We start from the raw sequence: 25,115 nt of genomic DNA on the forward strand, positions 1-25,115 counted from the left end.
ACATGGACATCATCGCGGATGCCCCGACCGGCCTGGCCATGGCGCTCGATCCGCTGGTCACGCGGGTGCTGGCGCCCAATCCCTCGCCCTTCACCTATACCGGCACCCAGACGTATCTGGTCGGCACCTCCGAGCTTGCGGTGATCGATCCCGGACCGGACGATCCGCGCCACCTCGCGGCGCTGGTCGCGGCGATCGGCGGGCGCCGGGTGGCGGCGATCCTCTGCACCCACACGCATCGCGACCACAGCCCCGCCGCCGCGCCGCTCCGGGCCGCGACCGGCGCGCCGATCATCGGCTGCGCCCCGCTCACGCTCGAGGATGCCGGCCCGCGTGCCGATGCCGCGTTCGATACCGGCTATGCGCCCGATCGCGTGCTCGCCGACGGGAACAGGGTCTCGGGCCCGGACTGGACGCTGGTCGCGGTCGCCACGCCTGGCCATACCTCCAACCACCTCTGCTTCGCCCTGCCCGAGAGCGGTGCCTTGTTCTGCGGCGACCATGTCATGGGCTGGTCGACCACCGTGGTCGCGCCGCCCGACGGCGACATGGCCGCCTATATGGCCAGCCTCGACAAGCTGATGGCGCGCGAGGACGACCGCATCTATTTCCCCGCGCATGGCGAGCCGATCGAGAAGCCGCACCGCTTCGTGCGCGGGCTGATCGGGCACCGCAAGCAGCGCGAGGGGCAGATATTGCGCCTGCTCAAGGCCGATGTCGGCGCGGTTCCCGCCATGGTCGAGCGCATGTATGCTGGGCTCGATCCCCGGCTGAACGGGGCGGCCGGACGATCGGTGCTCGCGCATCTGATCGACCTGCGCGACCGCGGGCTCGTCATCGAGGAGGACGGCGTTTGGAAGACGACAGCGTGAAGCAGGGCGGCGGGGGCTGCCTCAAGCTGTTCGGTGTCACCCTCGTGATCGTGCTGGCGGTGGTCCTGACGATGGGGGCCGGCTTCTGGTTCCTGGGCGATACGATCAAGCGGCAGTTCCAGGGCCCGACGCCGGAGACGGTGGCGCAGGCCAGCCTGCAGGGGCTGCGCGAGCAGAACCGGCTGTCCGCCTTCGCGGCCAAGTTCGTCGCAGTGGTCACGTCGAAGCAGAGCCAGCTCGGCCTCACCGCGCAGAAGACGATGATCATGCCGGGCAGCGTCCGCTATGAGGTAGACCTGTCGAAGCTGCGCCAGGAGGATGTGACCTGGGACGCGCAGAACAAGCTGCTGACCGTCCGGTTGCCGGCCGTCGAAGCAATGGGCCCGGACGTCGATCTCGACCAGGTCCGCCAGTACGACAATGGCGGCATCCTGCTCTCGGTCACCGATGTCGGCGGCAAGCTTGACGATGCCAATCGCAAGGCCGGCCAGCAGGAGCTGCTCCGCCAGGCCCAGTCGGGTCCCTATATGCGCATGGCGCGCGATGCGACGCGGCGCGCGGTGGAGCGCAGCTTCACCATGCCGCTCCGGGCGACGGGCATCGCCGCCGATGTCCAGGTGATCTTCCCCGACGAGGCGAACCGCCCGACCGAGCGCTGGGACGAATCGCGCCGGCCCGAAGAGGTGATCGCCAACAAATGGTGAGCGGCCGCGCCGTTGAGCGGCCGGCCCGAATGCGCTACCTTCACGGCATTGCATATTTCAGTTGGGGGACTGAACATGGCGACTCTCGCCGAACCGATGCCGCGCGTCCAGCGCGACCGCTTCTTCCTGATCCTGTCGCTCGCCATGATCGCGGTGATCGTCGGCGGCTTCTCGCTCAACCTGGCGCTTGGCCGGTCGAGCTTCGGCCTGCCGCTGATCTATCATGTCCATGCCTTTGTCTTCATGGGCTGGATCCTGATCTATCTGGCGCAGAACCTGCTGATCGCCACCGGGAACGCGGCGATCCACCGCAGGCTCGGCTGGATCGCGCTGGCCTGGGTGCCGGCAATGGTGGCGATGGGGCTGGCGATCACGCTCTATGCGGTGCGCGATCATGGCGGGCCGCCCTTCTTTGCGCTGCCCGAGTTCCTGTTCGGCAATCCCGCCGGCCTGTTCTGCTTCGCCGGGCTGGCCCTTGCGGGATTCTCGATGCGCGGCCGCTCCGACTGGCATCGCCGGCTGATGCTCTGCTCGATGGCGGCGATCACCGGGCCGGGCTTCGGGCGGATCCTGCCCGTGCCGTTCATGATCCCCTGGTCGTGGCTGGTCGCGGCACTTCTCGCCCCGGCGATCTTCCCGCTGATCGGCATGGCCGTCGACCGGCGGCGCACCGGCCGGGTGCATCCGGCCTGGCTCTGGGGGCTCGGCGCGATGATCGCCACCTTCGCGTTGGGCGAGGCGATCGCGTTCACCCCGTTCGGCGAATCGGTGGCGCGGGCCGTGGTGGCGGGCTCGCCCGGTGCCGATCGCGCCTTTGCTGCGCACTTTCCCTGATCGACCTTGAACCCGCGCGTCCGCCGGGCCATGTGCGGCGCGGGCAAGGGAGTGTTAGGCATGGACGCGCGCAATGGTATCGGCGGGAGCCTGTCGGGGCTCGATCTTCGTGCGGAGATCGACCGGCTGCGCAAGGAGCGCAATGCCGTCATCCTCGCCCATTATTATCAGAAGCCCGAGCTGCAGGACCTGGCCGATTTCGTCGGCGACAGCCTCGACCTCAGCCGCAGGGCGGCGGAGACCGATGCGGAAGTGATCGCCTTTTGCGGCGTGCGCTTCATGGCCGAGACCGCCAAGATCCTCTCGCCGGACAAGATCGTGGTGCTGCCCGACATGAATGCCGGGTGCAGCCTGGAGGATAGCTGCCCGCCCGAGCAGTTCGCCGCCTTCCGCGCCGCGCATCCGGACCATATCGCGCTGACCTATATCAACTGCTCGACCGAGGTTAAGGCGCTCAGCGACATCATCGTCACCTCGAGCTCGGCCGAGAAGATCCTCGCGCAGATCCCGGAGAGCCAGAAGATCATCTTCGGCCCGGACCGCAATCTGGGCGGCTATCTCAAGCGCAAGGTGGGGCGCGACCTGCTGCTCTGGCCGGGCGTGTGCATCGTGCACGAGGCGTTCAGCGAGACCGAACTGCTCAAGCTCAAGGCGCAGCACCCCGGCGCGCCCGTGGCGGCGCATCCCGAATGCCCGCCGCACGTGCTCGATCACGCCGACTATGTCGGCTCGACCCGCGGCATCCTGGAATTCTCGCAGACCGTTCCGGGCGATACGCTGATCGTCGCCACCGAGCCGCACATCATCCACCAGATGGAGAAGGCGATGCCGGGCAAGACCTTCATCGGCGCGCCCGGTGCCGACGGCAACTGCAATTGCAACATCTGCCCCTATATGGCGCTCAACACGATGGAGAAGCTCTACCTCGCGCTGCGCGACCTCACGCCGCGCATCGAGATCGAGGAGGGCCTGCGCCTCCAGGCCAAGAAGAGCCTCGACCGGATGCTCGAAATGGCGGCGGGCACGGTGGGGCAGGGCGATCTGGGCGCGATCGGCGGCGATCCGGCCGGGAAGCGCTGAACCTGCGCCTCTCCCAAAAGGGGAGGGGCCGGCTCACCGCCACGCCGGCTGGATGCCCATCTCCGCCGAATAATAGTTCACATATTGCGCGAGCCGCGGCTGCGTGGCCGTGTTCGGGCTGGCGCCGTGCGGCAGGTCGTGCCGCCAGATGATCAGGTCGCCGGCACGCGCGGGGACGCGCACGGCCCGGTCGCCGAGATCCACCGTTCGCGGATCGGCGTCGCCCAGCGCGGCCAGCCATTCGACCAGGCGATGGTGGAAGCCGGGAACCAGCTCGAACGCGCCCTGGTCCGCAGCGGTGTCGGAGAGATAGAGGATGCCCTGCGTCGCGAAGGCGATCGGCGGGACGAGGCTCACGTCCCAGTGCAGCCGCGGTGCGGCGAAGCTGCAAGGCGTGCGCAGCGGCGCGTTGAAGCTCATCCGGTCGATGCGCGACCACAGGTCGCTCGTGCCCCAGAGCTGGGCAAAGGCCTTGTGCACCCGCGGTGCGCGTCGCGCCGCCTCCAATGCGGGATGCTGGAAAAGCTGGACCATCAGCCCGTTGGTGCGCGGCCCATGCCAGCTTGCCGGATCGGCCGGATCGGCCCCGGTCGCTTCCCAGAGCAGGGCCGCCGCCGCTTCGACTTCCCGGGGCGTGATCGCGCCGCGCAGGATCACATAGCCTTGCGCATCCCAATGGGCGAGGTCCGCCGCATCGAGCACCGCCGGCATCGCGTCGATCCGCGAGAGCTGGGCGGAGACTTGCGGCGGAGGCGGGGCGCCGGCGATCGCGGCATGATAGCGGGCGATGGTCACCGGGTCGGGCGGGCCCGCGGTGGTGACGATCCAGCGCCGGAAGGCCTCGAAATCGGGCTGTTCGCGGCCCAGAAATTGTAGCGTCTGCTCCAGGCCCAGGCCCAATGCGTCGAGCAACAGCTTGTCGGCCATCCACTCCTCGGGCGGCGACGACCGATGCGCGACGCGGCGTTCCCAATAGGCGCGCAGCCGGCGGACCTCGGGCAGCGCGGCGGGTTCGATATCGGCCATGGAGGCAGCCTGCTATGCGCGCCGCATCCCGGTCAACTCGGGTTCGAACCGATCCCGCGCGGTTCCGCACCCCCTTGCCGTCCGCGCGGACTGTGCCACAAGCGCGCCATGTCACACGTCTTCGCACTTCCGGGATTCGATCTCGATGCCTTTGTTGCCGCCACGCTCGCCGAGGATCTTGGCGACGAAGGCGACGTCACCTCCGCCGCGGTGATCCCGGCCGATGCGATGTTTGCCGGGGTGATGGACAGCCGCGACGCGATCACCGTCGCCGGCCTGCCCATTGCCGAGGCCTTTTTCCGCGCACTCGATCCCGAGGTCGAGATCGAGCGGCTGGTCGAGGATGGCGATCGCGTGGTGCCGGGCACCGACCTGATGCGGCTGCGCGGCCGCGCACGCGCCCTGCTCACCGCCGAGCGTCCCGCCCTCAACACGGTGCAGCATCTCTCCGGCATCGCGACCATGACGCGAGCCTATGTCGATGCCATCGCGGGGACCGGCGCCACGCTGCTCGACACGCGCAAGACGCTGCCGGGCCTGCGCAGGCTCGAGAAATACGCGACGCGCATGGGCGGGGCGACCAACCATCGCATGGGCCTTTGGGACGCCGCGATGATCAAGGACAATCACGTCGCGGTCGCCGGATCGGTGGCCGAGGCGGCGCGGCGCGCCGTCGCCGCCGGTATCGCGCGCATCATCGTCGAGGTCGACCGGATCGACCAGATCGAACCGGCGCTTGCCGCGGGGGCGACGCATCTCCTGCTCGACAATATGGGGCTGGCGACGCTGCGCGAGGCTGTCGCGCTGGTCGCGGGCCGGGTGCCGACCGAGGCTTCGGGCGGCGTGCGGCTCGACACGATCCGGGCGATCGCCGCAACCGGCGTCACTTATGTCAGCGCCGGCCGGCTCACCCAATCGGCGCCCGCCGCCGATATCGGCGTGGATTTCTTGCAGGGATGAGGAGCATGGATGTGCGCAAGCCGGTTCTCGGTCTCGTCGGCGCCGGTCTCGCGTTGCTGCCCGGCCTTGCTTCCGCCCAGGCGCTGATGTGCCGCGTGCCCGGCAAGGTCGAGCGGCCGCGCCCCGATCTGCCCGGCGCGAAGGAGCCGCGGCGGATCATGCCGATCGGCTCCTATACGCTGGCGCTTACCTGGAGCCCCGGTTTCTGCCGCGCCCATGGCGACGAACCGGAGAATCGCTTCCAGTGCCGCCAGGGCGCGCGCTTCGGCTTCACCTTGCACGGCCTGTGGCCCGATGGGGAGACGCGGAGCTGGCCGCAATATTGCGCCGATACCCGCATCCTGCCGCCCGCGCAGATCAAGTCGATGCTCTGCGCCACGCCCTCGGCGCAGTTGATCCAGCACGAATGGGCCAAGCACGGCACCTGCACCTCGATGTCGCCCGCTGCCTATTTCGGCACGGCCAGGCGGCTCTATGACGCGGTCCGCTATCCGGACATGGAGCGGCTGTCGCGCGGGGAGCTGACCGTCGGCGGGTTCAAGGCGCGTTTCGCCGAGGCCAATCGCGGCATTCCCGCCAGCGCGATCCGCGTGACGGTGACGCGCGAGGGGTGGCTCGACGAACTCTGGCTCTGTCTCGACAAGGGGCTGCGCTACGAAGCGTGCCGGCCCGGCACCGGCGGCGCGGCCGATGGCGGCGCGTTGAAGATCTGGCGCGGCGGGCGGCGCTGATCAACGACCTTTGGCTGAGCCAATCACGGATAGGGAAGTCCGAAGCGCCCGAATATCCCGGTTCGTTCTAGGTTGGGGGCTCCTATTCGTTTCCGTCATCCCCGCGCAGGCAGGGATGACGGCGGAAAATCAGATACTGGTTTGGGTTCTCAACCTAGCGCTGATGGACCGTCGCGGTGCCCGGGTGGTGCCGATCGAGGTGCCGCTTGATCAGCCTGAGGTTGCGGGTGTTCGACCTGAAGAGAAAATCCGCCGCGTCGCCCACGACCGGCACCAGCCCGATCAGCCAGTCGAAGCCGACATTGCCGACCATGCGCATCATCGTCGTCGCCGGCATCTTCAGGTTGCGCGCTTCCCAGACGATGTAGAGGCCGAGCAACGCGGCGATCAGGTCGCCGCCCACCGGCACGAGGCCCAGGATCGCATCCAGGCCGACCTTGGCCTTGGTGCCGGGGATGGGAACGCTGCGCTCGAGCAGATGCTCCATCATCTCGATCCGCCGGCGCACGTCCGCCGCATGCGTTCCCAGCGGCAGCGCCGCCGCTGCCGCCTTTGCCCCCGAAGCCATCCGCGTCGTTCTCGCCACGCTCACCTCGTCTCGTTGCGCAGGTGGTTCAACGGGTGCCACGCGCGCGCGTTCCCCTGCCACGCCTGCAGCCGCAATGCGACGATAGACCATCGGAAGGGCTGGGCGATAGGGATGAAAGCGCCGTCCGCGGTGAGCGCGGCATCGGCCTCGGCGATGCGATGGGCGCGAGCATAGAGGTCCGGCGCATCGCGCGCGGCTTCGATCAGCGTCTGCGCATCGTCGGAACAGGCCTGGCAAGCGGTGGCGACGAACCACCGCGCACTGTCATAGGGGGCGACGGCATCGACGAGGCGCAGGTCCGCGGGGGCGTCGAGGGCGCTGCGAACGGGCGTTATGCCGATCGCATAGAGCGCCTCGGCCAGTCGCGACCAGACGAGCGTGGCGCCCGGCCCCGCGGGCAAGGCGATGCGCATGGTGACCGGGCCCGGGTGCGCACGCCGCCAGCCGGCGACCGCGGCCCGCGCGCTCTGCCGGCGCTGGTCGAGGTCGAGCGGCGTCCAGGCGGGCTGCGCAGGCGGATTGGCCGAATCGAGCTGCCCCGGAAGCAGGGTCTCGACCGGTACCCAGTCCGGATGGATCTCGTGCGTGAGGGTGGGGCGATCGATCGCCATCGCGATCGCGGCGCGATTGGCGGGATCGGCCAGAAACCCCTGGCGCGAGACCACCGCCAGGCCGAACAGCCCGAGCGCGTTGTCCAGCTTCACATTGGGCGTTGCGATGCCCGATGCCACTACCAGCGGCCAGTCGGCGAAGCTGCCGCCCAGCACCAGGTCCGACTGGCCGTCGCGGAAACGGGCAAGGGCAACCGCCGCGCGCTCGCCGTGGAACTGCAGCATCTCCTGGGGGCGGGGCGCGCCGGCGTCTTCGGCCGCGTCCGGATCGGGCACCGGACGCAACAGCACGCCGCCGTGGTGCTGCGCGGCCCGGAAGGGGCCGCTGCCATCGAGCTTGTCGAGCCGGAATACCGCCATTTCCGGTTGGGCGAACAGCTTGAGCAGGTCGGGCCGAGGGCGTTTCAACCGCACTTCGATCACCTGCGGCGTCATTTCCACGATCTCGTCGATCACCGCGAGAAAGGGCGAGAGCGCGTTGCGCGAACGCGGCGCGATCGTGCGGCGCAGCGCCCGCACCACTTGCTCGGCGGTGACCGGTTCGCCGTCCGGCCAGGTCGCATCGTCGCGCAGGCGAAAGATGTAGCTGCGGCCGTCGTCGATCACGATCCAGCGCTCGGCCAGCCCCGGCTCGATCTGGCCGGTGGCGTCGAATCGCACCAGGCCCTGCGCCGTCGCGCCGAGCAGTACGCGGCGGGCAGGATCGAGCGCACCGCCGTCGGGATCGGCGAGCGCGCTGCCCGATCCGATCGCGCTGACCACCACGGCAGTGTCGTCGCGCCGTTGCCCCGCGCCGCCGTCGCACGCCGAAAGCGCGACCAGGGGCAGCAGGCAGAGGAGGCGAGGGGACATCAGGTAAATCCGGCTGGGCGGAACGGGTGTATGATCGCCGGGCGCCGCTGCCAACCCCTGCGGCACCGCAGCGATTCGCTGCGATGCGGGAACTATCGGCGCGCGCGAGGCATTTTACTCCCATTCCTTTGAAAGGGGAGTGTGTACGATGCGTATTCTTGGTCGGGCGGCGGCTGTCGCTGCCCTGGTATCGCTGGCGGCTGTGCCGGCGCTCGCTGCGTCTGAAACCGCCGCGTCGAAGCTGTCTCTGCGCGGAGCTACCGGCTCCAAGCACAAATCGGATATCGCCGGCGCACCGATCATCGCGATCATCGGCGTCGTTGCGATCGTGGCCGGCGGCGTGATCATCGCCACGCAGGACAACAAACCCGACAGCCCGTAAAGGGCATCGGTGTTAAAGACATTGGTGCGGACGGCGGGACTCGAACCCGCACGCCCTGAAGGGCAGAAGATTTTAAGTCTCCGGCGTCTACCGGTTCCGCCACGTCCGCACGCATCCACGCAAGCGCATGGAGTCGCCAGCGTCAAGCGGTGCGCATCGCTCAGACGTTGAGCTTGATGCGCATTTCCTTGCCGGGCTTGAAATAAGGGACGCGCTTGGCATCCACTTCGACCGTCTCGCCCGTGCGCGGGTTGCGGCCTGTGCGCGCGTCGCGCGCGCGGGTGGAGAAGGCGCCGAAGCCGCGCAGCTCCACGCGACCATCTTCCTGGAGCCGGCCGACGATCTCGTCGAAGAAGACCGACACGATCTTCTCGACTTCGCGGACCGAAAGGCCCGGATTGTCCTGCACCAGCAACTGAACCAGTTCCGAGCGGATCATCCGCAACCCTCCCTTTGCGCACGCGGATCTGCGGTCTTCCGCGCGAGCGCCAAATCCCTGATGGGCTCTCTAACCCTGTTCGCCAACCTGCATCAACCCGCAGATGGCTATTAACCCATGATATTCCGGAATAAACGAAACGGGGAGCGGTTTTGCCGCTCCCCGTCGCCGTTCTTAGTTCTTTTCGTTGCGGGCCTTGAGGGCCTCGCCCAGGATGTCGCCCAGCGACGCGCCCGAATCGGACGAGCCATACTGCGCCACCGCCTGCTTCTCCTCGGCGATCTGCATCGCCTTGACCGAGAAGGTCGGCTTCTTCGAACGATCGAAGCCGGTGACCATCGCATCGAGCTTCTGGCCGACCTGGAAACGCTCCGGACGCTGCTCGTCGCGGTCGCGGCCGAGGTCGGTGCGCTTGATGAAGCCGGTCGCGCCGTCTTCGCCAACCTGCACTTCGAGGCCCGCGTCGCGGACTTCGAGGATGGTCACGGTGACGACCTGGTTCTTGTTCAGGCGATCGGCCGAAGTGGTCGAACCCGCAGCGGCGACGCCGCCACGCTCGAGCTGCTTCATGCCGAGCGAGATGCGCTCCTTGTCCGACTCCACGGCGAGCACGATGGCCTTAACCACCTCGCCCTTGCGGTGCAGGTTGAGCGCGTCCTCACCCGAGATGCCCCAGGCGATGTCCGACATGTGGACCATGCCGTCGACGTCGTTGTCCAGGCCGATGAACAGGCCGAACTCGGTGGCGTTCTTGACTTCGCCCTCGACCTCGGTGCCGACCGGGTGCTCGGCCGCGAACTTCTCCCACGGGTTCTGCTGGGCCTGCTTGAGGCCGAGCGAGATGCGGCGCTTCTCGGCGTCCACCTCGAGCACCACGACTTCGACTTCCTGCGAGGTCGAGACGATCTTGCCCGGGTGCACGTTCTTCTTGGTCCAGCTCATCTCCGAGACGTGGACCAGGCCCTCGATGCCCGGCTCGAGCTCGACGAACGCACCATATTCGGTGATGTTGGTCACGCGGCCCGACAGCTTCGCGCCGACCGGATACTTCACCGCGGCGCCATCCCACGGATCGCTCTCGAGCTGCTTCATGCCGAGCGAGATGCGCTGGGTGTCGCGGTTGATGCGGATGATCTGGACGCGGACCGTGTCGCCGATGTTGAGCATCTCGGACGGGTGGTTGACGCGCTTGTAGCTCAGATCGGTGACGTGCAGCAGGCCGTCGATGCCGCCCAGGTCGACGAACGCACCGTAATCGGTGATGTTCTTGACGACGCCGTCGATGATCTGGCCCTCGGCCAGGCTCTGGATGAGGCCCGAACGCTGCTCGGCGCGGGTCTCTTCGAGCACGGCGCGGCGCGACACGACGATGTTGCCGCGCTTGCGGTCCATCTTGAGGATCTGGAAGGGCTGCGGGATGTCCATCAGCGGGGTGACGTCGCGCACCGGGCGGATGTCGACCTGCGAGCCGGGGAGGAAGGCCACCGCGCCCGAAAGGTCGACGGTGAAGCCGCCCTTGACGCGGCCGAAGATGACGCCCTCGACGCGGGCCGACTTGGCGAATTCGGCTTCCAGCTTGTCCCAGGCGGCTTCGCGGCGGGCGCGGTCGCGGCTGAGCATCGCTTCGCCATTGGCGTTCTCGACGCGGTCGACATAGACTTCGACTTCGTCGCCGACCTTCAGATCGGCCTTCTGGCCCGGCGCGGCGAATTCGCGCAGCGGCACGCGGCCTTCGGACTTGAGGCCGACGTCGATGACCGCGAGGTCGTTCTCGATGCCGGTGACGGTGCCGATCACGACGCGGCCTTCGAAGCCGTCAGCCTGACCGAGAGTCTGTTCGAGAAGCGCCGCGAAATCGTCGCGGCTCGGATTTGCCGTAGTGGCCATAAGGGTTTCAGTTCCTAATCATGTTGTTTCCGGCCAGTCGGTTGGATCCGACGGTCTTTGGGCCAGACTCGCCGCGGCGGCCGGTCGCCGGTCGCGGCATCCGTCGTGCGGGAGCAAGCGAAGGAAAGACAAGACGCCGATCAAAGCGAAAAGGGCGCGTGAGAGTCACCCCTCCGCGCCTTCCTCCGCGGACACCCGTCCGCCGGACGCGCGCGCTCTAGCCGAATCCGCCCATATCCGCAAGCATTGCAGAGAGGCGCGCGGGATGCGACGTGCGGGGTCTGAGACCGGGTCGCGAGGAATCAAGATGGAATATGACAAGCAGCGTTTCGAGAATGTCGAGATCGTGCTCGACGGCAACGTCTTCCGCAACTGCACCTTCAACGAAGTGATATTCGTCTATTCGGGCGGGCCGGTGGACATGGTCGATTGCGGCATCGAGCGCTTCTCGATGCGGTTCGACGGCGATCTCGCCCAGGGTCTGTTCACGCTCTATCAGCTGTTCGGCACCGAAGGCATGCTGCAGATCATCCGCGGCTTCACCCAGCCGGCGGAGGGCGAGATCCAGATCGATATCTAGCAGGGACGTATCAGCCGGAGGCGCGGGTCGCGTTCGTCTTGCTCTCGACGATCGCGATCGCGCGCTGCACGGCGGCGTCGATCGAAAGGAAGCTGGTGTCGAGCAGTGCGGCGTCGCTGGCCTGGGCCATCGGCGCCTCGGTGCGCTTGGAATCGCGCTCGTCGCGCGCCCGGATGTCCGCCAGCACCTTGTCGAGGCTGGTGAGCACGCCGTGCTTGCGGAGTTCCAGGTGACGGCGCTGGGCGCGGATCATCGGCGTCGCCTTGACGAAGAGCTTCACGTCCGCGTCCGGCGCGATGACGGTGCCGATATCGCGTCCGTCGAGCACCGCGCCGCCGGGCTGGCGGGCGAACTTCTTCTGGCGGTTGAGCAGTGCGGCGCGCACCAGCGGGTGCGCGGACACCACGGACGCGGCCCTGCCCACCTCGTCGGAGCGCAGCCAGGGATCGTCGAGCAGATAATCCTCGAAGCTGCAGGCGGAGACCGCGTCGGCTTCCCTGGCCGGATCCAGTTCCTCGCGCAGCACCGTGGCGGCGACGGCGCGGTAGAGCAGGCCGGTATCGAGATGCGGCAGCCCATAATGCTGCGCCAGCGCGCGCGCTATGGTGCCCTTACCCGAGGCTGCCGGTCCGTCGACTGCGATGATCATATGTCCGAGCGTTCGCGGCACATGCGCGCGCCGTCAAGCGATTCGGATGCAAAATCCGCGTTCAGGCGCCGTCGTGGCGTGCCATCCACGCGCGAAGCAGGGCGAGATAGGCTTCGGGGCGATCGGACAGGATCGAATGCGCCGATCCCGTCACTTCCCTGAACGTCGCGCCGGGCACGCGCGCGGCGAACTTCGCCACCGTCTCGGGCCGGGCCTCGTCATATTCGCCGCAGACGAACAAGGCGCGCGGGCCATCCAGCTTCGCGAGCAGGGGTTCGCCATCATAGTCCCTGAGCGTACCGGTCGCGACGAACTCGGCCTTGCCCCACATCCGGTTGTAGAGCGTGTCGCCGGCATCGCGCGGCGCCCGGGCGCGATAGGCGGCGACGCCATCGGCGCGTTGCGAGCGGATGACGTAGCGACGATAGAATTCCCAGGTCGCCGCATTGCAGGCCTGGGCCGGCGGCGGCGCGGCGGTGTCGCATTTCTCCAGCGTGGCGCGCGTATCGGCCGGCATCCGGGAGCGCAGGAGATCGGCATCCGCGATCCAGCTCTTCGTCGAGACCAGCGGCGACTGGACGATCAGGCTTGCCGTGCCCGGCCGCCGGCGCGCGCCATATTCGATCGCCAGCGTGCCGCCCCAGCTGCCGCCGCCGACGTGCCAGCGGGCGATGCCGAGCGCGTCGCGAATCCGGTCGATCTCGTCGACGAAGCGCGACACCCGCCAGTTCTTCGGATCGAGCGGCGCGTCCGAACGGCCGCTGTCGAGCTGATCCCACAGGATCACCGCGCGCTCGCTTGCCAGGGCAGTGAGCGGAAGCAGCCCCGAATGATCGCCGCCCGGGCCGCCATGCGCGTAGATAAGTGGCGGTCGCGGGCCCTTGAGGTCGCCGTTCACCCGCACATAGACGCTGCCGCCCTCGACCGGGACCATCAGCTCCCTGTCGGGCTTGAACAAGATCTCGTCGCGCAGCCTGGCCCAGGCCGGGGTGGCCAGAGTGCCGGCGGCCATCCCGCCCAGAAAGGCGCGACGGCCGAGCTTCATGCGACGAGGCCGTCGAGCACGTCGAAAAAGGCGGGGTAGCTGGTCTGCACCGGCGCGACATCGTCGATGGCGATGGGCGCCGCGGCGGCGAGGCCGGCGACCGCCATGCTCATCGCGATGCGGTGGTCGAGCCTGGTGACCGCGGCGCCGCCGCCCGGGATCGGCGTGCCGCCGGTGCCGGTGATGGCGAGGCCGTCCTCGAATTCCTCCAGCGCGACGCCATTGGCCTCGAGTGCCGCGCGCATCGTCGCGATCCGGTCCGATTCCTTGACGCGAAGCTCGTGCGCGCCGCGTGCCACCGTCCGGCCCTCGGCCACCGAGGCGGCGACGAACAGGATCGGATATTCGTCGATCATGCTGGGCGCGAGCTCGGGCGGCACTTCGATCGCCTTCAGCGGGGCATGGCGCACGCGCAGGTCGGCGACCGGCTCGCCGCCCACTTCGCGCGGGGCGAGCGCCTCGATCGACGCGCCCATCATCCGCAGCGCCTGGATCAGGCCGGTGCGGGTGGGATTCATGCAGACATTGGCGATGGTGACGTCCGATCCCGGCACGATCGATGCGGCGACCATCCAGAAGCCGGCGGAGGAGGGGTCGCCCGGGACGACGATGTGCTGGGGCTTCAGTTCCGCCTCGCCGCGGATCGAGATGATCTTGCCCTCGGGGCCGTCCTCCGCGGTCAGCTCGGCGCCGAAGCCGCGCAGCATCCGCTCGCTATGATCGCGCGTGGGCACCGGCTCGATCACCCGGGTGATGCCCGGCGTGTTGAGCCCGGCGAGCAGCACCGCCGACTTCACCTGCGCCGAGGCCACGGGAAGCGTATAAGTGATCGGCACGGCCGGGCTGATCCCCTTCAGCATCAGCGGCAGCGTTTCGGTCCCCTTGGCGCCCGGGCTGGCGGTGATCTCCGCGCCCATCTGGGCCAGCGGCTCGATCGCCCGGCCCATCGGCCGGCTGGAGAGCGAGGCGTCGCCGGTGAAGGTCACCGTGATCGGATGGCTGGCGACCAGGCCCATCAGCAGCCGGGTCGACGTGCCCGAATTGCCCATGTCGAGCGCGCCCTCGGGCTGGAGCAGGCCGCCGACGCCGACGCCGCTGACCGTCCAGGCGCCATCGTCGCCGCGCGCGATGGTCGCGCCCATCGCGCGCATCGCCGCGGCGGTGGCCAGCACGTCCTCGCCCTCGAGCAGTCCCTCGATCCGGCTTTCGCCGACGGCGAGCGCCGAGAACATCAGTGCGCGATGGCTGATCGATTTGTCGCCGGGAACGGTGACGCGGCCCTTCAGGGGACCACGGGCGGAGATGGCGAGCGGGCGGGGAGGAGAGGCAGACATGACGCCCGGCTTTGACAGCGCCCTTGCAGCATGGCAAGGCGCCTCCCACTTTCCGGGACCTGTTCCCGAAATCCAAGATTTGAAAGGCGAAGAGGCAACACATGGTGAAGCCCGAATGGGGCACGAAGCGCGCGTGCCCGAAGTGCGGAACGCGCTTCTATGATCTGACCAAGGACGAGCCGGTGACCTGCATCAGCTGCGGGTTTGCCTGGGATCCGGAACCGATCCTCAAGTCCAAGCAGCCGCTGCCTTTCGAGGCGGTGAAGACCGAGAAGCCCGAGACGGAGGATTCCGATTTGGGTGACGAGGATCTGGACATCGGCGACGACGACGAGGAGCCCTCGGCGGACGACGACGTCGATCTGGGCGGCGACGACGACCTGGGCGTCGAGACCGGCGGCGACGACGAAGAACAATAATTCGGGGAAATTGGCAGGGACCGAAAAAAGGTCCTTGCCAGACCCGCGGAGCCCTTCTAGAGGGCCCGTCTTCCCGGGGTTTGGGGCCGTAGCTCAGCTGGGAGAGCGTCGCAATGGCATTGCGAAGGTCAGGGGTTCGATCCCCCTCGGCTCCACCATTCCCCCCGTCCGCGGCAATGCGGACTCTTCCAGTTCCAGCCAGCGCGTAGCGGTGCGGCATACGGCCGAATCGGTCGTGCGACACGGTCCTGCGCCTCCCGATGGGGGCGTTGCCGTCTTCGATACATGCCGGGAACCGGTGTGGCGCGTCAGGCCACGCGGCTGAGCTGATTCCGCTGCGTCTGCGCGAATGCCTGGGCGAGGGCGCCGATAAGCGGAAGCGCCTGTCGGGTCGCTTCCTCGTCGGTGCGGCCAAGCAGTCGCGAGGTTTCGGCGAGGCCGAGCACGATCGCGACGATCTCCCGCGCGCTGCGCTGCGGATCCTGGTGGAAATCGCGGGCGCGCCGCGTGCCGAGATAGCCGGCGAGGAGGGCGCTCAGCGGATCGAGAAGCTCGCGCTCGAAGGCAGTGCGCAGTTCCGGGCGATCATTGCCGTGGCGGACCAATGCCAGGTGGAGGTCGAAGAAGCCGGGGCTGGCGAACAACCCCAGCAAATCCCGCATGAACCGTGTGAGCCCGGCGTGCAGCTGCCGCTCGGCCGGAGGGGCGGGCGGCAGCTGCGCCTTCAGTTGCCGAAGCGTCTGGTGCACGACTCCCGCGAACAGGTCGTCCACATTGGCGAAGTGATTGTAGATCGTCCGGCGCGTCAGTTGCGCCTCGCGGGCGACATGCTCGAAGGTGACGCCGGAAACGCCGTGGCGCGCGAACAGGATGCGGCCGGCGAGCAGGATCGCGGCACGGTTGTCGCGCCGGCTGCGGGGCGCCGAAGTCTCTGCATCCCTGTTCCCGACAATGAACATTGCTGTCCCCCTCTCAACGCTGGTCGTGCCCATGCGCAATCAAGGCCGCCGATGCCGCATCGGCTGCGACCGAAGCCGTCCGTCACGCGACAGGGTCGGGGATTGCACGCCCCTGGGAAGGAACGGCGGCTGTCCGACGGTGCCCGATCGCGGCTAGGATACTCGATTGCTCTGGTCCGCCCGGGAGATTGCATGCGATTGCTGGCCACCTGGGAACTGGGGCTGGGATATGGCCATGTCGCGACGCTCGCGCCGATCAGCCGTGCGTTGCGCGGAGGCGGGCACCATCTGACATTGGCGGCACGTACGCCGCAGACGGCGCTGCGGCTCGAGCGCGATGCATTCGACCTGGTGGTGCAGGGCCCGCGCTTTGCCGGTTCCGCGCCCCGGGGCGAGACGCTGACCTATGGCCAGGTGATCGCCGCGGGCGGGCTGGTCGATGCGGCGTGCGCGATTCCGCTGGTGCGGCAATGGCTGGATGCCTTCGAACGCCTGGAGCCGGCCCTGCTGCTGGCGGAGCATGCGCCCCTGTCGCTGCTGGCGGCGCATATTGCCGGGCTCCCGGCGCGGAGGCTGGGCCCGACCTTCGTGGCGCCCCGCGCGCACGACGCGGGTGCGAGCCTGCAGCCCTGGGCCGGCCATGGCGCTGCCGAGCTGGCGGCGGCCCAGCAGCCGGCGGACCGGGCGGTGCGAGAGGTTTGCCGCCATTTCGGCGCGCCCGAGCCCGCCGGACTCGGCGCGTTGCTGGCGGGTGCGCCGCTCCATTCGCTGGCCTGGGCCGAGCTCGACCATTACGGGCCGGACGCGACGGGCTCCTATTATGGTCCCCTGATCGGGATAGAGGCCGATGCCCGCCCCGAATGGCCCCGGGGCGAGGGGCCGCGGACGCTCGTCTATCTGCCGTTCGATCGCCCCGGCAGCGCGATCGTGGCGCAGGCGCTCGGCGGATTGGGCTGGCCCGTGCTCTGGCATTCGGCGAGCCCGCCGGGCGAGGCGCTGCCTGCCAACATCCTGTTCAGCGCCGCGCCTATCGATCTTGCGGCGGCGGGGTGCGAAGCGGCGCTCTATGTCGGTCGCGGCGGCTATGGAGCCTCGGCGAAGATGCTCGCCGCAGGCGTGCCGCAGCTTCTGCTGCCCGATACGCTGGAATCGTTGCTGCTCACCTATCGGCTGCGCCTTGCCGGCGTGGCGTGGTCGCAGGCCGTGTCCGCCGGTGCCGACGCGGTGCGAGAGGCGTTGCGTCGCGCCGCCCGCGACGATCGTATGCGCCACCAGGCTGCCCGGGTGGCGGCGCGCCACGGCAAGTATTCCGCCGCCGCAATGACCGAACTGCTGGTCCGGGACATCCTGGCCGGCATGCCCGGATGAAAACTGCACAACCGCGTGAAGTTGCATTCCGCTGTGCAATTAAAGGGTTGGAACTCCTCTTCGAACATCGGCACCTGCCCTTGCTGTTCACGCTGGCGCGCACATCCGGGCCGGCACTTCCGGCATTGGAGCAGCATCATGGCGCGTACTGCGTTTCCGACCCGTATCTCGATTCTTCCTGGTGCCAGGGGCCGCACCGCGCTGTTCGTGAGCGCGGCGACGCTGGCGATCGCTCTTTCCTCGACGGCGGCGCGCGCCCAGTGCGCGGGCGAAGGCGCGCAGGTCGTCTGCACGGGCACGTCCGCACCCTTCGTGATGACCGTGGCGGGCGGCACCGTCACCGTGCAGCCCGGCGCTACCGTAGGCAGCCAGACCACCGAGGGCCCGGGGCTTCGCTTCGATGTCGGCGGCAAGCTGATCGTCGAGGGTGGCGTGTTCTCGCAGGGCCCGGCGGTCCTGCTCGCGGACGCGGTGGGTCTCGAGGTGAAGATCGGCAGATCGGGCACGCTTGCGGGCGGCAACGCGCTGCGCCAGGGCGATGACGACGGCGCCTTCATCGCGCTCGACAATAGCGGCCTGGTGCGCGGGACCGACGGCACGGCGGTGCGCGCGCGCTCGGCCGCGCTCGACATGCGCAACCGCGGCACCGGCCGTATCGAAGGTGGCGTGGACGTCAACGAGATCCAGGGGACGAATGCCGGCACGATCGAGGCGGGCGAGGTTTCGGCGATCCGTGCCCGGTATCTCGACATCGACAATAGCGGCGCCATTGCGAACAACTCGGCTGCCGAAGCGACCATCGCCGTTGCCCAGGGCGCCATCCGCAACCAGGGCCTGATCGAGTCGCGCGGTGCCGCGCCGGCGATTTCGGCTGCCGACCTCGAACTTCGGAATCGCGCCGGCGGCGTGATCCGCAGCGCCGGCGACACCGCGATCCGGGTCACGGAGCAGGCCGTCATCGAGAATGCCGGCCAGATCGACGGCGGCGTCGCGCTCGGCCAATATGGCGATCGCTTCTACCAGCGCATCGGCGGCAGCGTGGCCGGGAACATCGCGATGGGCGATGGCGACGACCAGTTCTGGCGCGAAGGCAATGCGACCGGCGTTGCCGGCATGCCGAGCGGCACGCTCGACGGCGGCGATGGCATCGACATCTACGGCATCCGCATGACCAGTTCGGGGACGGTCGCCTTCGGGAGCCTGCCGACGGGTTTCGAGCGCTACGGGCTCGACCTGTGCGGCTGCAACCTCGACGTGACCATCGCTGCCGAGAACCTGACCGGCGCGCTCAGCGTGTCCGGGCCGGGGGTCGTCACCAACCTGGCCAGCTTTACCTATGCCGGATCGGACGCGGGCCTCGAGATCAGGGCATATAATGCGTCCGGCAATGGCGGGACGTTGACCGTCATCAATCGCGGCGCGCTGAACTTCACCGGCATATCGGCCCCCGAGAGCGGCCCGCCGGTCGCGCTGATCGATGCCAACGACTTTCTCACCGGCTTCGTCAACGACACGGGCGGCACCATCAATCTGTCCGGCGAGGCGATCTACGGCATCCGCACGGCGGGCCGCTATGCCGCCGACAGCGCCCATGGCTTCATCAACCGCGGGTCGATCCACGCGGAGGGCCTCGTGTCCACCGCGGTCGCGGTGTCCGGCTCGGGCTATAACAGCGGCACGATCTCCAGCGCGGTGGAAAATGGGGTCGCGCTGAGCCTGGAGGGCGTATCCGCCCAGTTCGTCAACGACACCGGCGGCGTGATCCGCGGCGATCGGGCGGTGAGCATGCAATATGGCGCGAGCCTGACGAACCGCGGCACGATCGTTGCCACCGGCGAGAACGCCGCCGTCTCCGGCTACAGCACGCAATATTATCGCGCTGCCAAGCTGATCAACGAAGGGGAGATCCGCGCGGGCGCGGGCGCCGCCGTCGAGCTGTATAGCGAGGCGCCCTATGGCGCGCAGGTCGCGAACAAGGGCACGATCGTGGGCGACGTCGTGCTGGGCGGTTCGGGCAAGGACATGCTGTGGCTGGCCGAGGGCAGCGCGGTGCAGGGCAATGTCTCGACCGGCAATGGCGACGACAAGCTGGTCGTCGACCTGCGGCGGCTTGGTCAGGATGGCAGCGTCAACACCGGCGGGCTGGTGACCGGGGCGGTCGATATGGGCGCCGGCAACAACGTGCTGCAGGCCCGGGCCGGCGAGAGCCAGGCGTTCTCGGTGCTGCGGGGGAATGCCGCGGGCTTCTCGGGCGGTACGATCTACGAGGCCGCGGGTGCGGGCACGGTGCTGACGCTGCAGGGGCCGGCCGACGGCACCGGCGGCCATTACAGCTATGACGGATTGCTGCGCGTGGCCGGCGACGGCCGGGTCGTGCTGGACATGAATTTCAACAATGGGGGCTATGACCGTCCGTCGATCGTCGTCGAGAAGGATTCGACGAGCAGCGTGTTCGGCGAGGAAGGGCGGGGCCTCGACCTGGTGATCGCCGGCGCCGTCAACGGCGGCACCGCCGGCATCGCAGTCGACGCGACCCATGCCCGCCGCGTCGAGCTGCTTGCGCAGAGCGGCTATATCGGCATCACCGGCGGCACCGCGCTCAAGACCGGCGCCGGCACCGAAGTGCTGATCTCGGCGAGCTCCAACCTGCGCAAGATGGGCAATGCCTATGGCGTGCTGCTCGAGGCCGATGGCAGCACGATCACCAACCGCGCCTCGATCTGGGAGGATTCGAAGGACGCCTCGACCGGCAATTTCGGGCTCGGCGTGGACCTTCGGGACGGCATGTTCACCAACGATCGCGGCAATCTGGGCATCGGCCGAGTCAGCATGCAGGGCACCGGCATCCGGATGGAGAATTCGACGGTCGACAACAGCGGCGACATCGTCAGCGCCCATGGCAATGCGATCGAGACGGTCGGCTATGGCGTCAACCGCATCGTCAATCGTGCGGCGGGCACGATCCAGGGTCACGCGACGGACAATGCCGCCGGCACCGCGGGCGCCGCGATCGTGGGCGGCAATGCGGACGACATCGTCGAGAATGCCGGCACCATCACCGGCCATGTGCTGCTCGGCAACGGCAATGATCTCTATGTCGCGAACGGCGGCAAGGTCACCGGCGACCTCGACATGGGCAATGGCGACGACACGGTGCTCACTCGCAACGGCGCGGCGCTCGACGTGAGCGGCACCGTGACCGGCGGGGCGGGCATCGACGCCTATGGCCGGTCCTTCACCGGCAACGGGACCTTCGATCTTACGGGCAACGTGCTCCCCGCGGGCTTCGAGATGCACGGCGTCGAGGCGAGCGGCGCGCAGACCGAAGTTACCGTCACTTCCGCGACGACCCAGACCAGGGGGCTGCGTGCGCTCGGCGACGGCAAGGTGATCAACAACGCCAATTTCGACATTGCGGACGACACGCTGAACGCGGCGATCGAAGTCACCGATCCGCGCTTCGAGGCGCAGCTCGACCTGGTGAACAACGGCACGATCACCAGCACGGCGAATGGGGTCCTCGCCTATGGTGCGCTGTCGAGCTTCGCCAATACCGGCGCGATCACTGCCCGGGGCAACGGCCTGTCGGTCTATCGCGACTATGGCATCGGCGCCTTCACGCTGAACAACAGCGGCAGGATCGCCTCGACCGAGGGGCATGGCGTTCGAGTCTACAGCTATGGCGTCGACGAGGCCGGTCGCAGCATCGATGTGACGAACAGCGGCCAGATCACCGCATCGGCCGATGGCGGCAACGGCATGGAGCTTCAGGGCGAAGGGGGGCTGGTCAGGCTCGCCAACACCGGCACGATCGGCGCGGCCAGCCTCCACGGCAGCGGGGCCTCGATCAGCGCCCGGTCGTTCGACGTGACCAATGGCGGCACCATCGAGTCCACCGGCGGGAGCGGCACCGGCTTGCTGCTCACCGCTCTCGGCGGCGCCGCGTTCGGCGAGGACTGCCCCGATCCGCAGCAGCCGGTGCTGGTCGGCAAGCTGGTCAACAGCGGCCGGATCGCGGCAAATGGCGGCGGCAGCGACGGCGGCTCGTCGCCGGACATCGCCACCGGCATCTTCGCGGCCCTGCTCGGCGACAACGGCATCGTCGGCATGACCAACGCGGCCGGCGGCACGATCGAGGCCACCGGCGGCGTGTCGGCCGCGCTGATGGTCGCCGGCCTCGACGACGAGGGCTATGGCAGCGCCGGCGTCGATGCGGCGCTGCGGCTGTTCGAACTCGACAATCTGGGGATGATCCGCGGCGGCGCGGACACGGTCCTGCACGGCGACAGCGGCTTCGAGGCAGGCGGCGTCTATCTTCACGCGCCGGGCGACTCCACGACCGAGACCTATGTGATCGCCGGCGGCATCCAGACGATGCATACCACCGACAAGATCCGCAACCTCGCCGGCGGCACCATCATCGGCAATGTCGACCTGGGCCAGGGTGACGACCGGTTCGAGAATTACGGCACGCTCCAGGGCGACCTGCGCCTCGGCGACGGCAACGACACCTTCGTCTATGGCGCCTCGGGCATCTTCACCGGCACCGCCTATGGCGGCGAGGGTACGGACGTGCTGCTCGTCGACGTGAATGGCGGGGGCACGGTCAATTTCGATCAGTTCCGGGGCTTCGAGACGCTGAGCCAGCGCGGCACCGGCTCGATCACGATCCGCGGCACCGCCGATCTCGACACGCTGAGCATGGCGGGCTCGAACGTGACGGTCGCGGCCGGTACCCGCTTCCAGACCCAGGGCGCGACCGCGCTGGCCGGTTCGGACGCGGCGGAATCGGTTACCGTCTCGGGAACGATCGGCGGCGGCATCGGCATGGGCGGCGGCAACGACACCGTGACGCTCAACGCCGGGGGCGTGGTCGAGGGCAATATCGACCTCGGCGCGGGCGACGACCGCCTCGTGCTCGCCGGCGGCACCGCCACCGGCCTGATCGACGGCGGCGCCGGCATCGACACCGTCGCCTTCCAGATCACGCAGGACACCAGCGACCTGCCCAACGTCGTCAATTTCGAGTCGCTCGACGTCTCGGGCAATGCCCGCCTGACGATCGGCATGAACCAGGACTTCGACACGGTGACGCTGCGCAACGGCGCCGACCTGACGGTCAACCCGGGCTCGGGCGATCACCATATCGGCACCATCATCGGCGACGACAGCGCGCAGTCGGTGATCCTCAACACGGCGCTCACCGGCGGCGTGTCGCTGGGCGGTGGCGACGATTCGCTGACCATGCTCCTGAACGGCACGCTCTCCGGCATGCTCGACGGCGGCGCGGGCAACGACGTGCTCAATCTCAACCTGACGGGCGACTCGCGGATCGCCGGCGGGATCACCAGCTTCGAGACGATCAACGTGGCCGGCGGCGCGTCGCTGACGCTGGGCGGCACCATCGCCGCCGACCAGACGCTCAACTTCGACGGGCATGACAACCAGCTGATCGTCGATGGCGGCTCGATCCTCGGCACGGTCAATGGCGGCCCCGGGCACGACGCGCTCGTGTTCAACACGCTGGCCGACCAGACTGCGACGCTGGCCACCGCCAAGATCCTCAACTTCGAGGATATTCTGGCGCGCGGCGCCGGCAACCTGGCGATCAGCGGCAATGGCAGCTACCAGACCATCTCGGTGGATCAGGGCGACCTGACCATCGCGGCGGGGAGCTCGATCTCCGCGGAGCAGATCAGCTTCGGCGCGGCGGACAACGTCCTCACGCTTTCCAGCCGCGCGACCCTGAGCGGCGCGATCGACGGCGGCGACGGCATCGATCGCCTGGTTCTCAACCAGGCGGCGAACACCGTCCGCCAGCTGAGCAACGTCAACGCCACCGGCTTCGAACAGCTCGAATCGGGCGATGCCGGCGAACTGATTATCGATCGCGACGCGCAGTTCGACACGGTCGACCTGTTCGGCGCCAAGCTGACGGTCACGGCGGGCGCGACGCTCACCACGCCGGCGCTTGCGGGCAATGACGGCGCCAATCACCTCAACGTGCAGGGCACGCTGGCGGGCAATGTGGCGCTGGGCGCGGGCGACGACCGCCTGACTCTCGGCCGCACCAATGCGATCACCGGCACCGCCAGCGGCGGCACCGGCTATGACACGCTCGAGTTCAACACCCAGGGCAGCTATGCCGCGCCGACTGCGTGGAACGGCCAGGGCTATTCCGAATTCGAAGCGTTCAACGTCGCCGGCGGCGTGGTCTCGCTGACGGGGAACATCAGCTACGACACCGTCTCGGTCACCGGCGGCCGCCTGATCGGGCAGGCGGGCACCACCATCACCTCGGCCAAGACCATCGTCGTCAGCCACGGCGCGACGTTCGGCAGCGCGGGCACGGTGAACGCCAATATCGAAGTGCGCGGCACGCTGTCGCCGGGCGCTTCGCCGGGCACGATGACGGTCAACGGCAACGTGCTGTTCACCAACGGCTCGAACCTGCTGCTCGAAATGGCGCCGACCGGCAGCGACCGCCTGAACATCTCGGGCACCATGAACATCCAGGCGGGCGCCACGCTGGATATCACGGGCATCCTCCAGTCCACGCCGGGCGGCGCGCTCGACCTCGTCGTGGCGCAGGGCGGCATCACCGGCGGCTTCACCACGATCAACAAGTCGGAGACGGTATTCGGCTTCGTGGCGACGCGCGGCAACCGCATCCAGCTGGTCGGCGAGTTCCAGAACGACAACGCGTTCGGCGCCAATGTGCGCGATTCGATCCGCTACGCCAATGCGGTGCTGGGCGGCGGGCAGATGGTGCAGACCTTCACCAATGCCCTGCCGTCGCTGGTCGAGACCAACGGCGCCTCGCGTGCCGCGAGCTTTGCGGCGCTGAGCCCGGAGGCCTTTGCCGCCGCGGATCAGGCGAGCGTCGAGAGCGGCCTGGCCGTGGTCGATGCGATGCGTGCGCAGGACAATGGCGGGAAGGGCCATGTCGGCTTCTACGGCTTCGCGCAGAGCCTGTATCAGGAAGGCGCGCTCCAGGGGAATGCCGGCACCGGTGCGCACGACCTGCGCAGCGACAGCCGCGGCCTGCTCGGCGGGTTCGGCTGGGGCTTCTCGGAGACCGCCCGGGTGAATGCGTTCGTCGGCACGCTCTCGACCAACCAGACGGTGGAGGGCCTGGGCGCTTCCACCAAGCTGGAGGGCATGCAGGTCGGCGTCTCGGCCAGTGCCGAGCTCGGCGGCCTCGCGCTGCGCGGCCTGGTCGCCTATGACCTGTCGCGGGCCAAGACCCGCCGTGCCGTCCCGGGCGGCACCGCCACTTCGCGGTACGACCTGGGCGGGTTCGTCGCCGATATGTCGGCGGGCTATCAGGTGTCGCTGGGTTCGGCACGCATCACGCCGCGCATCGGCCTCACTTATGTCGAGGCTGGCCGCAACCACCTGGCCGAAGGCGGTTCGGGCTTTGCGCTGGAGGTGGTCAGGAATACCGGCAACGCGCTATTCGGCGATGCCGCGCTGGGCGTCAGATTCGATCTCGGCGGCGTTACCCCCTGGGCCGAGACGGGCATCCGCCATCAGTTCAGCGGCAACAACGGCCGGGCCTCCGCCGCCTATGCCGCGGCGAGCGCCGGCGGCCTGATGACGGCCCTGGCGGCCGAGCGTGGCGACACCATGGCGCATCTCGCGCTCGGCGTGACCGCGCCGGTGTCGAAGGGCGTCCGGCTGAACCTCAGCTATTCGGGCGAATATGGCGCCGGGGTGGGCGGCAGGTTCGGCGACACGACCCGCCACAGCGTGAATGCGGGCCTCTCTATCGCGTTCTGACCGGAAGCCGCC

20 protein-coding genes and 2 tRNA genes are annotated in these 25,115 nt (G+C 68.6%); 12 read left to right on the forward strand and 10 right to left on the reverse strand.

Annotated elements, in window-relative coordinates; genetic code table 11:
- The first annotated feature begins 2 nt into the window (after positions 1-2).
- The 4 genes from FHR20_RS02170 to nadA all read left to right on the forward strand — a co-directional run bounded on the left by FHR20_RS02170 (position 3) and on the right by nadA (position 3,490).
- The gene (locus FHR20_RS02170; RefSeq protein ID WP_167298020.1) at positions 3-872 is read left to right on the forward strand and encodes an MBL fold metallo-hydrolase; all 870 of its coding nucleotides are present in this window, start codon (positions 3-5) and stop codon (positions 870-872) included.
- Positions 854-1,576 carry a DUF4230 domain-containing protein gene (locus tag FHR20_RS02175; protein WP_243857097.1) on the forward strand — a complete coding sequence of 241 codons (723 nt, stop codon included), beginning with the start codon at positions 854-856 and terminating at the stop codon, positions 1,574-1,576. Before FHR20_RS02170 ends, FHR20_RS02175 begins: the two co-directional genes overlap by 19 nt.
- Before the next feature lie 75 nt (positions 1,577-1,651).
- Positions 1,652-2,410: a hypothetical protein gene (locus FHR20_RS02180; protein WP_243857098.1), complete on the forward strand. Its 759-nt coding sequence runs from the start codon at positions 1,652-1,654 to the stop codon at positions 2,408-2,410.
- Positions 2,411-2,470: 60 nt separating this feature from the next.
- Complete coding sequence (gene nadA, locus FHR20_RS02185; RefSeq protein WP_167298021.1) at positions 2,471-3,490, forward strand: quinolinate synthase NadA; 1,020 nt, start codon at positions 2,471-2,473, stop codon at positions 3,488-3,490.
- Positions 3,491-3,523: 33 nt separating this feature from the next.
- Here the strand turns inward: nadA and FHR20_RS02190 are convergent, their stop codons facing one another.
- A complete protein-coding gene (locus tag FHR20_RS02190; protein ID WP_167298022.1) occupies positions 3,524-4,516 on the reverse strand; it encodes a phytanoyl-CoA dioxygenase family protein in 993 nt (330 codons plus the stop codon).
- 108 nt (positions 4,517-4,624) lie between these two features.
- Here FHR20_RS02190 and nadC point away from each other — a divergent pair, with 108 nt between their 5' ends.
- Positions 4,625-5,476 (forward strand): carboxylating nicotinate-nucleotide diphosphorylase, encoded by an 852-nt coding sequence (gene nadC, locus FHR20_RS02195; RefSeq protein ID WP_167298023.1) that lies wholly within the window; start codon positions 4,625-4,627, stop codon positions 5,474-5,476.
- Positions 5,477-5,487: 11 nt separating this feature from the next.
- Positions 5,488-6,207 carry a ribonuclease T2 family protein gene (locus tag FHR20_RS02200; RefSeq protein WP_425057370.1) on the forward strand — a complete coding sequence of 240 codons (720 nt, stop codon included), beginning with the start codon at positions 5,488-5,490 and terminating at the stop codon, positions 6,205-6,207.
- A gap of 154 nt (positions 6,208-6,361) precedes the next feature.
- On the opposite strand, the gene FHR20_RS02205 is transcribed toward FHR20_RS02200, so the two are convergent.
- Positions 6,362-6,775: a DUF4112 domain-containing protein gene (locus FHR20_RS02205; protein ID WP_167299330.1), complete on the reverse strand. Its 414-nt coding sequence runs from the start codon at positions 6,773-6,775 to the stop codon at positions 6,362-6,364.
- A gap of 20 nt (positions 6,776-6,795) precedes the next feature.
- On the reverse strand, positions 6,796-8,259 hold the full coding sequence (locus FHR20_RS02210) for an ABC transporter substrate-binding protein (RefSeq protein WP_167298025.1): 1,464 nt from the start codon (positions 8,257-8,259) through the stop codon (positions 6,796-6,798).
- A 148-nt stretch (positions 8,260-8,407) separates the two neighbouring features.
- Between FHR20_RS02210 and FHR20_RS02215 the strand changes: the two genes are divergently transcribed.
- Positions 8,408-8,641, forward strand: a complete 234-nt coding sequence (locus tag FHR20_RS02215; RefSeq protein ID WP_167298026.1) for a hypothetical protein — start codon at positions 8,408-8,410, stop codon at positions 8,639-8,641.
- Positions 8,642-8,663: 22 nt separating this feature from the next.
- Here FHR20_RS02215 and FHR20_RS02220 read toward each other — a convergent pair.
- From FHR20_RS02220 to rpsA, 3 genes are all read right to left on the reverse strand, one after another.
- A tRNA-Leu gene (locus tag FHR20_RS02220) sits at positions 8,664-8,750 on the reverse strand.
- A gap of 51 nt (positions 8,751-8,801) precedes the next feature.
- The gene (locus tag FHR20_RS02225; protein ID WP_116838546.1) at positions 8,802-9,080 is read right to left on the reverse strand and encodes an integration host factor subunit beta; all 279 of its coding nucleotides are present in this window, start codon (positions 9,078-9,080) and stop codon (positions 8,802-8,804) included.
- A 174-nt stretch (positions 9,081-9,254) separates the two neighbouring features.
- A complete protein-coding gene (rpsA, locus tag FHR20_RS02230; RefSeq protein WP_086128734.1) occupies positions 9,255-10,967 on the reverse strand; it encodes a 30S ribosomal protein S1 in 1,713 nt (570 codons plus the stop codon).
- A gap of 307 nt (positions 10,968-11,274) precedes the next feature.
- Here rpsA and FHR20_RS02235 point away from each other — a divergent pair, with 307 nt between their 5' ends.
- Entirely contained in the window at positions 11,275-11,547 is a 273-nt protein-coding gene (locus FHR20_RS02235) for a hypothetical protein (protein WP_086128735.1), read from the forward strand.
- 10 nt (positions 11,548-11,557) lie between these two features.
- Here the strand turns inward: FHR20_RS02235 and cmk are convergent, their stop codons facing one another.
- The 3 genes from cmk to aroA all read right to left on the reverse strand — a co-directional run bounded on the left by cmk (position 11,558) and on the right by aroA (position 14,575).
- Complete coding sequence (gene cmk / locus FHR20_RS02240; RefSeq protein WP_167298027.1) at positions 11,558-12,196, reverse strand: (d)CMP kinase; 639 nt, start codon at positions 12,194-12,196, stop codon at positions 11,558-11,560.
- Between the two features lie 61 nt (positions 12,197-12,257).
- Positions 12,258-13,241, reverse strand: coding sequence for a proline iminopeptidase-family hydrolase (locus tag FHR20_RS02245; RefSeq protein WP_167298028.1), 984 nt, complete (start codon positions 13,239-13,241; stop codon positions 12,258-12,260).
- Positions 13,238-14,575, reverse strand: a complete 1,338-nt coding sequence (gene aroA / locus FHR20_RS02250; RefSeq protein WP_167298029.1) for a 3-phosphoshikimate 1-carboxyvinyltransferase — start codon at positions 14,573-14,575, stop codon at positions 13,238-13,240. The genes FHR20_RS02245 and aroA overlap by 4 nt, the downstream gene beginning before the upstream one ends.
- 101 nt (positions 14,576-14,676) lie before the next feature.
- Here aroA and FHR20_RS02255 point away from each other — a divergent pair, with 101 nt between their 5' ends.
- Complete coding sequence (locus FHR20_RS02255; protein WP_167298030.1) at positions 14,677-14,994, forward strand: TIGR02300 family protein; 318 nt, start codon at positions 14,677-14,679, stop codon at positions 14,992-14,994.
- 82 nt (positions 14,995-15,076) lie between these two features.
- Positions 15,077-15,152, forward strand: a tRNA-Ala gene (locus tag FHR20_RS02260).
- 150 nt (positions 15,153-15,302) lie between these two features.
- Here FHR20_RS02260 and FHR20_RS02265 read toward each other — a convergent pair.
- Positions 15,303-15,953: a TetR/AcrR family transcriptional regulator gene (locus FHR20_RS02265; RefSeq protein WP_167298031.1), complete on the reverse strand. Its 651-nt coding sequence runs from the start codon at positions 15,951-15,953 to the stop codon at positions 15,303-15,305.
- A 192-nt stretch (positions 15,954-16,145) separates the two neighbouring features.
- Here FHR20_RS02265 and FHR20_RS02270 point away from each other — a divergent pair, with 192 nt between their 5' ends.
- Both FHR20_RS02270 and FHR20_RS02275 read left to right on the forward strand, forming a co-directional pair.
- Positions 16,146-17,321 (forward strand): glycosyltransferase, encoded by a 1,176-nt coding sequence (locus FHR20_RS02270; RefSeq protein ID WP_167298032.1) that lies wholly within the window; start codon positions 16,146-16,148, stop codon positions 17,319-17,321.
- A 138-nt stretch (positions 17,322-17,459) separates the two neighbouring features.
- Positions 17,460-25,103 (forward strand): autotransporter outer membrane beta-barrel domain-containing protein, encoded by a 7,644-nt coding sequence (locus FHR20_RS02275; RefSeq protein ID WP_167298033.1) that lies wholly within the window; start codon positions 17,460-17,462, stop codon positions 25,101-25,103.
- Positions 25,104-25,115 lie beyond the last annotated feature (12 nt).

The sequence above is a fragment of the Sphingomonas leidyi genome (assembly GCF_011761945.1).
Taxonomy (GTDB): domain Bacteria; phylum Pseudomonadota; class Alphaproteobacteria; order Sphingomonadales; family Sphingomonadaceae; genus Sphingomonas; species Sphingomonas leidyi.

Excerpts from the sequence above, each read along its gene's own strand:
- FHR20_RS02170 (WP_167298020.1), top strand. The coding sequence starts at position 3 with ATGGACATCATCGCGGATGCCCCGACCGGCCTGGCCATGGCGCTCGAT.
- FHR20_RS02180 (WP_243857098.1), top strand. The coding sequence starts at position 1,652 with ATGGCGACTCTCGCCGAACCGATGCCGCGCGTCCAGCGCGACCGCTTC.
- nadA (WP_167298021.1), top strand. The coding sequence starts at position 2,471 with ATGGACGCGCGCAATGGTATCGGCGGGAGCCTGTCGGGGCTCGATCTT.
- FHR20_RS02190 (WP_167298022.1), bottom strand. The coding sequence starts at position 4,516 with ATGGCCGATATCGAACCCGCCGCGCTGCCCGAGGTCCGCCGGCTGCGC.
- nadC (WP_167298023.1), top strand. The coding sequence starts at position 4,625 with ATGTCACACGTCTTCGCACTTCCGGGATTCGATCTCGATGCCTTTGTT.
- FHR20_RS02205 (WP_167299330.1), bottom strand. The coding sequence starts at position 6,775 with ATGGCTTCGGGGGCAAAGGCGGCAGCGGCGGCGCTGCCGCTGGGAACG.
- FHR20_RS02210 (WP_167298025.1), bottom strand. The coding sequence starts at position 8,259 with ATGTCCCCTCGCCTCCTCTGCCTGCTGCCCCTGGTCGCGCTTTCGGCG.
- FHR20_RS02215 (WP_167298026.1), top strand. The coding sequence starts at position 8,408 with ATGCGTATTCTTGGTCGGGCGGCGGCTGTCGCTGCCCTGGTATCGCTG.
- FHR20_RS02225 (WP_116838546.1), bottom strand. The coding sequence starts at position 9,080 with ATGATCCGCTCGGAACTGGTTCAGTTGCTGGTGCAGGACAATCCGGGC.
- rpsA (WP_086128734.1), bottom strand. The coding sequence starts at position 10,967 with ATGGCCACTACGGCAAATCCGAGCCGCGACGATTTCGCGGCGCTTCTC.
- FHR20_RS02235 (WP_086128735.1), top strand. The coding sequence starts at position 11,275 with ATGGAATATGACAAGCAGCGTTTCGAGAATGTCGAGATCGTGCTCGAC.
- cmk (WP_167298027.1), bottom strand. The coding sequence starts at position 12,196 with ATGATCATCGCAGTCGACGGACCGGCAGCCTCGGGTAAGGGCACCATA.
- FHR20_RS02245 (WP_167298028.1), bottom strand. The coding sequence starts at position 13,241 with ATGAAGCTCGGCCGTCGCGCCTTTCTGGGCGGGATGGCCGCCGGCACT.
- aroA (WP_167298029.1), bottom strand. The coding sequence starts at position 14,575 with ATGTCTGCCTCTCCTCCCCGCCCGCTCGCCATCTCCGCCCGTGGTCCC.
- FHR20_RS02255 (WP_167298030.1), top strand. The coding sequence starts at position 14,677 with ATGGTGAAGCCCGAATGGGGCACGAAGCGCGCGTGCCCGAAGTGCGGA.
- FHR20_RS02265 (WP_167298031.1), bottom strand. The coding sequence starts at position 15,953 with ATGTTCATTGTCGGGAACAGGGATGCAGAGACTTCGGCGCCCCGCAGC.
- FHR20_RS02270 (WP_167298032.1), top strand. The coding sequence starts at position 16,146 with ATGCGATTGCTGGCCACCTGGGAACTGGGGCTGGGATATGGCCATGTC.
- FHR20_RS02275 (WP_167298033.1), top strand. The coding sequence starts at position 17,460 with ATGGCGCGTACTGCGTTTCCGACCCGTATCTCGATTCTTCCTGGTGCC.